Source organism: Chloracidobacterium validum, from assembly GCF_018304825.1.
GTDB classification, from domain to species: domain Bacteria; phylum Acidobacteriota; class Blastocatellia; order Chloracidobacteriales; family Chloracidobacteriaceae; genus Chloracidobacterium; species Chloracidobacterium validum.
Window position 1 is genome coordinate 961,493 of the sequence record NZ_CP072648.1, and the last position, 11,972, is coordinate 973,464.

Sequence of the window (11,972 nt, forward strand, 5' to 3'; positions counted from 1 at the left end):
GCATGCCAGATTCCATGCCTGAAACGGCTACACTTGAAGCGCCGTCAAACAACCAGCCCGAAACCACCCTGCCGCCTTCGCTCGTATCACAAGCCGCGCCGGTCGTGGATGAGCCAATGCGTCTGGAACCGGATGTCATCGCTTTGTGGCGGCTCAATGGTGGAATTGAGTGGGCCATGCTGCTCGGACTTGCCTTTGTGGCGATAACCATCGGCAGCATCATCTTGTCGCTGGGCATGTGGTTCTGGCTGCTTCTGGCCGCCTGGGTTGTCATGGCGCTACTGGCGGTTGTCCAGACGATTTGGTATCCACCTCTAGCCTACCGGCACTATGCCTACCGCATTGCCGAGCGCGTCATTGAGGTACGCCACGGGGTGTGGTTTCGTGAAAGTCGCCTTGTGCCACTGTCACGCATCCAACACGTTGATCTTCGGCAGGGACTGTTTGAGCGGTCATACGGCCTGGCAACGCTCGTTTTTCACACTGCCGGCATGCATGAGTCGAGCACCGTTTTGCCCGGACTGGCCCTGGCGACCGCGACCGACCTCCGCGATCGATTGATGGCGCAGATTCACGGCGGCCGTCCGCTTCGCCGTGAATCACCACACCCTGGCGAAGCCGTATCTGAGGCCGGGCATGGCGGCTGAAGCCAATTCGTTGTCCGCCGGCCGCTTGGCGGGACGGCTGCATCCGTGGACGCTGGCATTCGGCCTCCTGGCCGTGGCGCGGCAAATGCTCATTCCGCTGCTGTACTGGGTCTTTTCCGGTTTTGGGTTCTTCGGCACATTGCTGGTTCTGGTCTTTGGCGTGCCAAACCTGCTGTTGGTGGTCGCGCGGTACTGGAGCTTCCGTTACCGCGTGGAAGCCGAAGAACTCGTCGTCGAGCAGGGCATCCTGCGCCGTCAGGAGCGGCATATCCCGCTAGCCAACATCCAGGAGATTCGGCTGGAGCAAAATCTCATCCAGCGTCAACTTGGTGTAGCGCGGGCCGACATCGAGACTTCTACTGGTGGTGGCATTGAGGCCTCCCTGGCCGTGCTTTCGGTGGGCGATATTGCGCGGTTGCGTCAGCGGGTGTTCGGTCACCGCCCGGTGGCAGCCGTGGAAGCGCAGACGGGCGCGGATGAAGTGCCGATTGTTGCCGTAGGCCCCCGCGAACTGCTCTTGGCCGGACTGACCTCAAACGGCGTTTTTACGTTGTTTATTGTGCTGGGTGCGCTGACGCGGTTTGCCGAAGAATGGCTCCCTGAAACGGCGCGCCGGTTGGTGTGGCAGGGACTTGAAAACCTGGCGGTGACGCTCGGCGGCCGGAGCTGGATGACGGTCTTGGCACTGCTGGTGGGGGTGGTCGGCGGGTTGCTGGTGGTTAGTACGGTAGTTTCCAGCTTGCTCTCGCTTGCGCGATTTTACGATTTTCGGCTGACCCAACACGGAACCGCCTTGCGGCGCACCTATGGACTGTTGACACGCCATGTCAGCAACTTGTCACCGGCGCGTATTCAGTTGATTGCCATCGAGCAAACGCTGGTGCGGCGCTTCTTTGGCTGGGCTGCGCTGCGCGTGGATGTGGCCGGCGTTGCCTACGAACGCGACGAAGAGCAGCAGGGGCGGGGACTGCTGGCTCCGCTGCTGGAGCGCGGCGCGGCCGAACGCTTGCTCCCACGGTTTTTGAACGACTGTGACCTCGACCCACAGGCTTGGCAGCCGGTGTCACCGCTGGCGATTCGACGCGGTATCTGGCGTCGGTCGGCCTGGCTGGTGGCGCTGACGGCCGGTGCGCTGTGGTGGTCGGGCCTGCCCTATGGGCTGTGGCCGTTGACGCTCTTCCCGGTCATCATTTGGGTGAGTTGGCTGGATTACCGCGCGCGGGGCTACATCGCCGGTGAGGCGTACTGGTTTGTTCGGCAAGGATGGATCAACCGGGCGACATACGTCATTCCGGTCTGCCAGATTCAGTCGGTAGTCGTTGCCCAAACCCCTTTTGATTGGCGGTTGGGCCTGGCAACGCTCATCCTGGATACCGCCGGACAGACGCCAGTGGTCATTCGGGATGTCCCAGTCGCTGAAGCCGAGGCGCTCGGCCGTCAAACGGTGTCTCGGGCTGAAACTGCCGCACTGGAGATGACACCGAGTGGTGGATAGCTGCGGATGATTGAAAGCGATCGGGCCCGAAGACCACCTTGGGTCTTGTTTCTGGAAGCTGGGGCCGTTCACCGGCCGTGATCGGGTTCAGGCACGAAATTGTGGAGCACCAGCCGCGGATGCAACGGTCCAAACGTGACAATGTTGAGGCAGCCATGGTGCTGCTCCAGCCGGACGAGGTATTCATCCGGCAGTCCAAGCGCCCAGCCCAAAATCACGCGGTTGACGCCGGAATGAAGCGCGAGGGCGATGGTCGAGCCGGCATGTTGGGCGAGCAGGCGCTCGATGGTCGGCAGCACGCGCTGCTTGACGGACTGGAAACTCTCGCCGTTGGGAAAGTGGCAGGTCGCCGGATTCGCGCGCCAGGCGGTGATGGTTGCCGGAAAGCGTTGGGGAAGCTCATCCACCAAGCAGCCTTCGAGGTCGCCAAAGTTGATTTCGCGCAACGCCGGTAGCGCCACCGGGGAAAGGTTACGCCCGGTCGCCAGGATGCGCGCGGAATGTTGGGAGCGCGTCAAGTCACTGGCGTAGAGGGCATCAATGGGTTGGTGGCGCAGGTAGCGCGCGAGGCGTTCGATCTGTTTTACACCTTCATCGGATAACGCCAAGTCGGCCCAGCCATGGCAGCGTGGCTCTGAGCCGTCCGTTGTCTGTCCGTGGCGAATGATGAGCAGTCTGGTTTCGGTGGAATAGGTCATGAACGTTGTGAGCGCAGTCAGTTGCTTTCTGATGAGATGATTGCTTGAGCGGGCTGCGGACTGGGACGCACCATCTCGACATGGGGAATCCCATCTTCATCATAGGGTTCGGACACCGTCCGGTAGCCGAACGCGCCGTAAAACCGCTCTAGGTACTGCTGCGCCGAGATGCGATTGGCCTGTCCCGGATACAGCCGGTCGTGCAGGTCCAGCGCCTGCCGGAGTAGCGCCCTGCCGAAGCCTTGTCCGCGTCCGGCCGCCGGGGTAATCACCCGCCCAATAGACGGTTCAGCGTATTTGATACCCGGTTCGACGAGCCGACAGTAAGCAACCAGTGTGCGTCCATCTGGCGTTCGTCGCCACCCCATGACGTGGTGGGCATGGCGGTCAACGCCATCGGCATCCTGATAGGCACACTGCTGTTCAACGACAAACACGGCCAGGCGAGCCTGAACAATGTCGTACAGCTCGTCGAGCGTCAGTTCGGCAAAGCGGGCCGTCTGCCACTCAAGTGGCGGCATCGGGGGCGTAGGTTCTGGTGTCATAGGTGGAAAACTAGCTTGTTGGCAGTTGAGACGCCAGTGTAGTGTTGGTGAGTAAGTGAATACTAACTTTGTGGGTAAACGCACACAGTACGCTCTGTCACCATGACCAGCTCCCTGCCAACCGCTTCACCTCGGTCACTTCTGGCCCGCGCCCCGCGGCGCATGTCAGGCGAAGACCGGCGACAACAAATCGTCCGGGTAGCCATGCAGCGCTTTTCTGAAAAGGGTTTCAACGGCGTGACCACCAAGGAAATTGCGGCTGCGGCCGGCGTAAGCGAGGCCATCATTTTCCGGCACTTTGCCACCAAGCAAGACCTGTATGCCGCCATCCTCGACCAGAAAATGAAAGACGCCGATGCGGCAACGTTCTGGGCGTGCATGCGCGAGCTGGCTGCGGAACGCGATGACCGGCGCTTTTTTGAGGCGATCATGAGGCACGTCATCGAACGCCACCGCGCTGATTACTCCTTTCAGCGGTTGTTGTTTTTTAGCGCGCTTGAAGGTCATGAGCTGTCGGAGATGTTTTTCCGGCTGTATGTGCGCGATATTTTTGACTTTTTGGGTGATTACATTGAAACCCGCATCCGCGAGGGCGCGTTTCGGGAAGTGAACCCGCAGGCCGCCGCGCGTTCACTATTTGCCATGCCGTTTCTTCAGACCATGTTCGAGCAACTTCACGGCGATGCGACCGTTACCGGATCGCCGGAAGCGCTGGCGCGCGCTTACACCGCTATTTTCCTCGACGGTGTGCGGCAGCCGGTGGCCGATGTGGCCGAAACGTCATCCCCGGTAAGAAAGGTGAGAACGTCATGACGACGAAAGCTTGGTCGGTGGGTCGTATGGTGCTTGGAGGATGGGGACTGGCACTCCTGGTCGCCGGCGCCGGTGGATGTTCCCACAAGAAGGAAACGGTCAGCGCCGCCGCCCCGGAAGCCACCGCGCCGCCGGCGGTCGTCGAGGTCAAAACCACGCCGGCCGTTGAGCGGCTCATCCGCAAATCCATTGAAACCGTTGGCTCGCTGGTCCCGGATGAGCAAGTGGTCGTCGCCGGACAGGTCGGCGGCGAGATTGCGGAACTGACCGTTGATGTCGGCAGTCCCGTCAAGGCCGGGCAGCCCATCGCGCGCATTTCGCCCAAGGAATATGAACTCAAGCTTCAGCAGGCCGAGGCGGCGCTGGCGCAAGCGCGCGCCATGCTCGGTGACGCCGGACGGCGCGACCCGATTGATATTGAAGCCGTCCCAACGGTGCGCCAGGCCAAGGCGGCTCTGGACGATGCGCGGGCGCAGATGGAGCGTACCCAGCGGTTGGTCGAGTCTGGGGATGTCCCACGCCAGCGGTGGGACACGGTCGAAGCCAGCTACCGCGCGGCCGAAGCCCGCTACCAGGCGGCTCGTGACGAGGCGGTGATGCGCATTGGCGCGGTTGAGCAGCGTCAGGCAGAAGTCCGCTTTGCGAGAAAAAAACTGGAAGACTCAACGGTTCGCGCCCCAATCAGTGGATTCGTCAGTGTCCGCCACAAGTCGCGCGGGGATTTCATCAACGAACAGGGCGGCAACCGTGACATCGTCACCATTGTCCGGCTCGATCCCATCCGGGTCCAGGCCAATGTCGCTGAAGTTGGCGTTTCGTACGTCAAGGCCGGCATGCCGGTGCGTTTCACGACTGACGCCTACCCAGGGCGCGATTTTCCGGCGCGGGTGGCCCGCATCAGTCCTGTTCTCAATCAGCAGGCGCGGCTCTTGATGGTCGAGGCGACCGCTCCGAATCCACAGGGACTCCTCAAGCCGGGCATGTTTGCGCGGGTCTATGTGGACATCGCCAGCGACGTGCCGGCGGTGTTCGTTCCATCTGGCGCGGTGGTCAGCGTCGCCGGCGTGGAAAAGGTCTTTGTTTTTGAGGGTGGCAAGGCCGTGGAGCGGCGCGTCCGGTTGGGCAAGCGCGATGGCGAGGCAGTTGAAATTACCGAAGGCCTCAAGCCCGGTGAAAAGGTCATCACGACCAACCTGGATCGCCTGACCAATGATCAGCCAGTGAACGTTTCATAAGAGTCGAGGACAGAAGGCGATGCGGCTCGAAGGCAGTGTGGTCGTGATTACTGGAGCTTCAAGCGGGATTGGCGCCGCCACGGCGAAGCACCTGGCCGCGCGGGGGGCCGCGGTGGCGCTCTTTGCCCGCCGCGAACCGGAAATGCAGGCCGTCGCGCGCGACATCACGCAGGCCGGCGGCCGGGCGCATGTGGTTCCGGGCGATGTCACCAACGGGGAGCACGTCCGCCATTTGATCCAGTCCACCCTGGATGCCTTTGGGCGCATAGATGCTCTCGTCAACAACGCCGGCACCGGGGGCGGTCTCAATCTGTGCGACACCCGCGACGACCTGCTCAAGCAGGTGCTCGACGTGAACGTGCTCGGCTGCGCGCTCTGCGCCAAGTATGCCCTACCACACCTGTCGCCCGGTGGCGTCATCGTCAACATCGGTTCGGTGGCCGGCGAAGTCGCTACCGTTGGGATGTACACGGCCTCGAAGTTTGCGCTGCGCGGTTTCAACGACGCCTTGCGGCGCGAGGTCAAGGGACGTGGGCTGCGGGTGGTGCTGGTCGCGCCGGGCTTCATTCGCACGGAGATGACCGCCGGACTGCGCTACCGCATGCCGGGACCGGAAATCGTCGCCCGCGCCATTGAAAAGGCCATTCGGTCGCCCCGGCGCAAAATCGTCGTGCCGTGGTGGTATCGCCCGCTGATGTATCTCGGCAAAATTCCCCTCATTGCCGACGCCATCTTTAGTAACCCAAAGACCCAAGCGCGCTACCGTGACCGCGACAGCGTGAAGCGGTTGACGACCTGATGCCGCCGCGGGTGGCTTGTCCCGCGTTTCTACCGCTATGCAAAAACTTGCCGAACTCTGCATCAAGCGCCCCGTTTTTGCCACCATGCTCGTCATGGCGTTCATCGTCGTGGGGGCGTTTTCCTACTTCAAGCTGGGCGTGGACTTGTTTCCCAAGATCGACCTTCCGACTGTGACCATCACGACGCGGCTCGATGGCGCGTCGCCGGAGGAAGTCGAATCGCAAGTCACCAAGCGCATCGAGGAAGCCGTCAACACCATTGCCGGCGTGGATGAGCTGCGGTCGGTGTCGGCCGAAGGCGTGTCGCAGGTGTTCGTCGTGTTCGTGCTTGAGCGCAAGATTGACGACGCTGCCCAAGATGTGCGCGACAAGGTCAACCGCATCCTGGGTGAGCTGCCGTCCGATGTGAAAGCGCCCATCATCGAGAAGCTCGACCCGGATGCGCAGCCGGTGTTGTCGCTGGCCGTGTCTGGCAATCGTTCGCCCCGCGAGATTACCGAAATTACCGACAAGGCAATCAAGCAAAACCTGGAATCGCTCAACGGCGTTGGCCGCGTTTCCTTCATTGGCGACCGCAAGCGGGAAATCCAGGTGACGCTCGATGCGTCAAAAATCGCGGCCTATAACCTCAGCGTGGAGGCGATCAAGCAGGCGTTGCGCGCCCAAAACGTCGAAATCCCCGGCGGACGCCTCGATGACGGCCAGCGTGAACTCTCACTACGCACGCTCGGACGAGTCACCAGCGTGGAAGACTTCAATCAAGTCATTGTCGGCACGGTCAATGGACTGCCCATCTACGTCAAAGACATTGGGTATGTTGAAGACGGCGTGGAAGAACCCCGCTCGCTGGCCCGGCTCGATGGTCAGCCGGCGGTTATTTTGGAGGTTCGCAAGCAGTCGGGTAGTAACACGCTCGAAGTTGTCCGGCTGGTCAAGGAGCGGGTAGCAGAACTGCTGCCGCAACTGCCGTCTGACTTCCGGGTGCAGTATCTCAAAGACCAGTCCATTTTTGTGCAGGATGCTTTTGACGCCGTGCAGGAACACCTCCTCTTGGGTGGCATCATGGCGGCGCTGGTCATCTTGCTGTTTTTGCGCAACTGGCGTTCGACCGTGATTTCGGCCATTGCCATTCCGGCGTCGGTCATCGCGACCTACGGGCTGATGTACGCCATGGGCTTTACCCTCAACCGCATGACCATGCTGGCGCTGGTCCTGAGCGTCGGGATTGTGATTGACGACGCCGTGGTGGTGCTCGAAAACATCTACCGCTTCATGGAAGAAAAGGGCATGTCGGCGTTTGAAGCCGCCAAGGAAGCCACCGCCGATATTGGTTTCGCGGTGCTGGCAACGACGCTTTCGCTCGTAGTGATTTTCATTCCCGTGGCCTTTATGGGCGGCATCGTGGGGCGCTTCATGTCATCGTTTGGCTTCACCTGTGCCTTTGCCATTCTGGTCTCGATGGTCATCAGCTTCACGCTGACCCCGATGCTCTGTTCGCGCTTTTTGCGGCCGCCGAAAGCTGCCGACGCTCGCCACAAATCATCACGCGCCACAGGCTTTTACGGGTGGTTGGAGCGAAACTACATCTGGCTACTCGAATGGTCCCTCCGGCGGCCGGTCGCCGTAATTGGCATTTCGCTGCTGACCGTCCTTTCGGTGATTCCAATTTTTTCTGTGATCGGGAAAAACTTCATTCCCTTTGATGACGCGGGCATGTTTGAGGTCGCCGTCAAGTTGCCGGAAGGAATGACCTTGCAGGAAGCCGAAAAACAAATGGCCAACTTGGAAGCCATGGTCAAGACGACCCCACATGTCACGCACTATCTCACGACGCTTGGCGGTGACGAACAGCGCCGCGTCAATCGGGGCAACATCTTTGTTCAACTAACGCCACTGACAGAGCGACGCCTGACCCAGGCCGACTTGATGCAGATGGTCCGTGACAAGCTCGCCGATCAGCAGGGTAAGCAAATTTCGGTGCAGTACGTGCAAGCCATTTCCGGCGGGGGCAACTCGGCAGCGCCGGTGCAGTATGTCGTGCGTGGCCCCGACATCGCCGTGCTGACCCAAGCCTCGCAACAGCTCTCAGACTTCCTCAAGGCGACGCCTGGGGTCGTGGACGTGGACACCACTCTGGAAGTTGGGAAGCCGGAACTGCGCGCCACGATTGACCGTGAAAAAGCAGCCAACTTGGGCGTGAATGTGGCGACGATTGCTTCGTCCTTGCGCACGCTCGTGGCGGGGGAAGTGGTCGGGACGTACCGCGAAGGCGATGACCGTTACGACGTGCGGTTTCGGCTGCGGGGTGACGACCGAACCGGCCCGGAAACGTTGTTGCGGTCGTATGTCCCCTCGACCAAGTTGGGGAATGCGCCGATTGCCAACTTTGTGTCGTTTTCGAGCGGTGTCGGGCCGGCCCAGATTGACCGTTACAATCGGCAGCGGCAAGTCACCATCTCGGCCAACCTCCAGGAAGGGTATTCGCTTGACCGGGTGCTTCAGGCGCTCGATGAAAAAGCCACGGCGCTCAACCTGGGTCCTGACTACCGGGCGGCAAAGCTTGGTCAGAGCAAGGAATTGGGCAAGGCGGCGGCCAACTTCCTGCTGGCCTTCGTGCTGTCCTTTGTGTTCATGTACATGATTTTGGCCGCCCAGTTCGAGAGTTTCCTCCACCCGGTGACCATTTTGTTGAGCCTGCCCATGGCCGTACCGTTCGCGCTGCTGTCACTGATTCCATTTGGGGAGACGCTCAATATCTTTTCGGCACTGGGCATCCTGATGCTGTTTGGCGTCGTCAAGAAAAACTCCATTCTCCAGATTGACCACATCAACGTTTTGCGCGCCGAAGGGAAAGCGCGTTACGACGCCATCGTGGCCGGTTGCCGCGACCGGCTGCGCCCGATTCTCATGACGACTCTGGCGCTGGTCGCCGGGCTGATCCCCATGGCCGTGGCACAGACGCCTGGTTCGGCCGCCCTCCGTTCGGTCGCCATCATTGTCATCGGCGGACAAACGCTGTGCCTGCTGCTGACGTTGGTGGCAATCCCGGTGTTTTATCAGCTTTTCGACACCCTGACGGACGGTTCCTGGTGGCGCGCGCGGTTTGACGCACTGCCTGGTTTCTGGCGTCCAACACCGCGTGAAGAAGCGCCGACGGATGTTTCGGCTGCCGCGCGAGAACAGATGCCGTAATGCTGCTCAGGACTTGGTTGCGTCTCACCCGACCCCGCCGCCCGACCGCGCCGCCAGCGGGACTTGTCCCTTCATCTGCGGCCGCGTTGGCTGCTGCCGAGCCGACGTTCAGCCCGGATGTGGCGGCGGTGCTGGCCGCCCTGCAAGCTGACCTGGGACGGCTGTCACCCCAGTTGGCCGCCGGTTTTGCCGACCAAGCGCCAACTTTGATCGGACAGCTTGGGGAGCCGGTTTTCATTGCGCTCTGCCGCGCGCTCAACGCCGCCAGCGCGACGCGGCACACGGCGCGCTTGACCGACATTGTTGCGGAAACTTGCCAAGTCGTTCTGGCCCTGCGTGACGATGAAGCCCGGTGTCAGGCTTTGGTCGAGGCGGCGCTGCCACTCTATGCCACGCAGCCGCTGCTTGGCGCAGCCGCCTTGCGCGCCGCGGCTGAGCATCTGGCGCTGACGGCAGATGGTTTCGCGCAGTGGCTTTCATTCGGATTGGCACGCCACGGCGCGAACCCTTCACACTTGGCAGCGTTTGCGCGATTGGAAACCGCGCAAGCGCGGTCGGTGCTTGAAGCGTATTTGCCCGGACTTCCACTGGAAGAAGCCGCGCCAACGCTGCGCCACTACCTGCGGGCCCTCACCGGGCGGAGCTTTCGTCTTGCGCCGTCCGCTGGTGCGGCGGACGTGGGCGGGCAAGTGCGTTTTCAGGCGCAAGTCCATCAGTTGGCGTTGCCGCGACGGGTTGCCCTGTTTTCAGAACGCGACCGAAATTTTCTGCTGTACAAGCTGTTGGCGGCGCAGGGGGCTGGGCGACTCCTGTTTGGCAGCTATGCCGAAGACACGCCGCCGCTGCGAGTGGCCTACGAAACCATGCGGGCGTTTTTTGCGGATTTGGGGGCCGGTGCGGGCGGGCTGTCGCATGTGGATTTTGCCGTGATCCGAGACCGCGCGGTGGAGCGCCGGCTGCCGCCACGTCCCGGCGTGGTCACGGCCGAGGATGCGCTGGCACTTTTCCCCGATGTTGAAACCGCCAGAACGCTCTTCGATGTCGTGGAGATGGCGCGGGTGCTCCGGCGGCTTCGCCGGGCTTACCGCGGCGTGGCACGGGATGCCGACGCCTTGACCGCTCCCTTGCTGGCCAGTCGGCAGTCGTTGGCCGGAGCGCCGTTGACGACGGCTGCTGTTGAGCTGCTCTTTCGCTTGGCGCTGGCGGGCGAAGTTGGGCCAGCGGTCCAGGCAGAGTACGCCGCCCTGACCAAAACGCTCACCGATGCGCTTGCGCCGTGCCTGGCGGGCGATGCAACGGTTGCCGACTCATTGCAAGCAACCCTTGACATTTACAGGCTGTTGCCGCCGCCGTCTCAGCCGCGATGGTCTTCAGACGCGCCACCATCAAACGGCATGGCGCCGCAGCGCGTCCCGGCCTCTGGCACCGCACAGCCCAATCCGTCCATTGCTGATGCCGCCGGCCAGAGCCAGTCCATCCGGGTGGTTCCGGCGCTGCCCGGCGGACTCGCTCAGTCGGTCACAAGTGGCAATCTGCCAGCGTCGGCTGTGCCGCCGCCGGATGATGCGACACCACCGCCGAGCGACGGCCTCCCTGGCGATCAGCCGCTGGTTCCCAGACAAGCGAGCTGGCGCGCAGTGGCAAGCTATCGCTACCCAGAGTGGGATGTTCGACTGGGCGAATATCGCCCCGATTGGTGCCAGGTGAGTGAACTGGATACACCGGGCGACCTGCCGACCGTTCCGGTCGGGGACAGCGCCACCGTGGCGCGGCTGCGCCGCGCTTTTGAACGCTGGCGTCCGGCCGATTTAGCCTGGGTGCGTCCCACCACCGATGGGTCAGAGTTGGCGCTCGATGCCCTGATTGAGCGCCACGTCGAACGGCGGGCGCAGCCTTGGGCTTCAGACGCGGTGTATGCCCGACGGCAGCGGATGGTCCGTTCTGTGGCGGCGCTGCTCCTGCTGGATGTGTCACGCTCGACCGGTGAGCCGATGGCTGGCGCGGCTCCGCGGCGCGTGCTGGATGGCGAAGTGGAAAGTGTCCGCTGTCTGGCGGCGGCGCTCGAACAGATTGGGGATCGTTTTGCCATTTATGCGTTCAATAGTCAGGGGAAAGATGCTGTGCGATGTTTTCGGCTCAAGGCCTTTGATGAGCGCGCTGAACGCCTGGCCGGACGGTTGACGGCGCTGGCGCCGGCGTCCAATACCCGTTTGGGGGCGGCCATCCGCCATGCCACGCGGCTGCTCTTGGCTGAGGCGGCGCGCTCGCGGCTTCTGCTGGTTGTGACGGACGGATTGCCGCACGACAGCGACTACGGAGATGTCACCTACGCCGTGGCCGACACCGCACAAGCTGTGGCGGAGGCACAGGCCGTTGGCATCCGAGCGTTGGGCGTCGCCCTGGACGCCGGGCAGGATGCGGCGCTCTTGGACACCTTGTTCGGGCGCGGCCGCTATGCCCGCCTCCGTGAGGCATCCCGGCTGCCTGACGCGCTGCCTCGCCTGTATCGCCGGTGGGCAGTCTAGCATCGCGTGCCTAAATGCTCTG

Annotated in this window: 9 protein-coding genes; 7 read left to right on the top strand and 2 right to left on the bottom strand. The window is 62.3% G+C overall.

What is annotated here, in order from left to right:
- The first annotated feature begins 2 nt into the window (after positions 1-2).
- Entirely contained in the window at positions 3-647 is a 645-nt protein-coding gene (locus J8C06_RS04050) for a PH domain-containing protein (RefSeq protein ID WP_246602080.1), read from the top strand.
- Positions 637-2,142: a PH domain-containing protein gene (locus J8C06_RS04055; RefSeq protein WP_211429506.1), complete on the top strand. Its 1,506-nt coding sequence runs from the start codon at positions 637-639 to the stop codon at positions 2,140-2,142. The genes J8C06_RS04050 and J8C06_RS04055 overlap by 11 nt, the downstream gene beginning before the upstream one ends.
- A gap of 68 nt (positions 2,143-2,210) precedes the next feature.
- Here J8C06_RS04055 and J8C06_RS04060 read toward each other — a convergent pair whose 3' ends face one another.
- Positions 2,211-2,840, bottom strand: coding sequence for a histidine phosphatase family protein (locus tag J8C06_RS04060; RefSeq protein WP_211429507.1), 630 nt, complete (start codon positions 2,838-2,840; stop codon positions 2,211-2,213).
- 17 nt (positions 2,841-2,857) lie between these two features.
- Positions 2,858-3,385 (bottom strand): GNAT family N-acetyltransferase, encoded by a 528-nt coding sequence (locus J8C06_RS04065; protein ID WP_211429508.1) that lies wholly within the window; start codon positions 3,383-3,385, stop codon positions 2,858-2,860.
- 102 nt (positions 3,386-3,487) lie between these two features.
- Here J8C06_RS04065 and J8C06_RS04070 point away from each other — a divergent pair, with 102 nt between their 5' ends.
- The 5 genes from J8C06_RS04070 to J8C06_RS04090 are packed head-to-tail and all read left to right on the top strand — an operon-like array spanning position 3,488 to position 11,950.
- Positions 3,488-4,198 carry a TetR/AcrR family transcriptional regulator gene (locus tag J8C06_RS04070; RefSeq protein WP_211429509.1) on the top strand — a complete coding sequence of 237 codons (711 nt, stop codon included), beginning with the start codon at positions 3,488-3,490 and terminating at the stop codon, positions 4,196-4,198.
- The gene (locus J8C06_RS04075; protein ID WP_211429510.1) at positions 4,195-5,433 is read left to right on the top strand and encodes an efflux RND transporter periplasmic adaptor subunit; all 1,239 of its coding nucleotides are present in this window, start codon (positions 4,195-4,197) and stop codon (positions 5,431-5,433) included. The genes J8C06_RS04070 and J8C06_RS04075 overlap by 4 nt, the downstream gene beginning before the upstream one ends.
- A 19-nt stretch (positions 5,434-5,452) precedes the next feature.
- Positions 5,453-6,232 carry an SDR family NAD(P)-dependent oxidoreductase gene (locus J8C06_RS04080; RefSeq protein WP_211429511.1) on the top strand — a complete coding sequence of 260 codons (780 nt, stop codon included), beginning with the start codon at positions 5,453-5,455 and terminating at the stop codon, positions 6,230-6,232.
- Positions 6,233-6,269: 37 nt separating this feature from the next.
- Positions 6,270-9,425: an efflux RND transporter permease subunit gene (locus J8C06_RS04085; RefSeq protein ID WP_211429512.1), complete on the top strand. Its 3,156-nt coding sequence runs from the start codon at positions 6,270-6,272 to the stop codon at positions 9,423-9,425.
- Entirely contained in the window at positions 9,425-11,950 is a 2,526-nt protein-coding gene (locus J8C06_RS04090; protein ID WP_211429513.1) for a VWA domain-containing protein, read from the top strand. Before J8C06_RS04085 ends, J8C06_RS04090 begins: the two co-directional genes overlap by 1 nt.
- The last annotated feature ends 22 nt before the right edge of the window (positions 11,951-11,972 follow it).

Bases quoted from the DNA above. Each gene is read 5' to 3' on its own strand.
- J8C06_RS04050 (WP_246602080.1), top strand. From the start codon at position 3: ATGCCAGATTCCATGCCTGAAACGGCTACACTTGAAGCGCCGTCAAAC.
- J8C06_RS04055 (WP_211429506.1), top strand. From the start codon at position 637: ATGGCGGCTGAAGCCAATTCGTTGTCCGCCGGCCGCTTGGCGGGACGG.
- J8C06_RS04060 (WP_211429507.1), bottom strand. From the start codon at position 2,840: ATGACCTATTCCACCGAAACCAGACTGCTCATCATTCGCCACGGACAG.
- J8C06_RS04065 (WP_211429508.1), bottom strand. From the start codon at position 3,385: ATGACACCAGAACCTACGCCCCCGATGCCGCCACTTGAGTGGCAGACG.
- J8C06_RS04070 (WP_211429509.1), top strand. From the start codon at position 3,488: ATGACCAGCTCCCTGCCAACCGCTTCACCTCGGTCACTTCTGGCCCGC.
- J8C06_RS04075 (WP_211429510.1), top strand. From the start codon at position 4,195: ATGACGACGAAAGCTTGGTCGGTGGGTCGTATGGTGCTTGGAGGATGG.
- J8C06_RS04080 (WP_211429511.1), top strand. From the start codon at position 5,453: ATGCGGCTCGAAGGCAGTGTGGTCGTGATTACTGGAGCTTCAAGCGGG.
- J8C06_RS04085 (WP_211429512.1), top strand. From the start codon at position 6,270: ATGCAAAAACTTGCCGAACTCTGCATCAAGCGCCCCGTTTTTGCCACC.
- J8C06_RS04090 (WP_211429513.1), top strand. From the start codon at position 9,425: ATGCTGCTCAGGACTTGGTTGCGTCTCACCCGACCCCGCCGCCCGACC.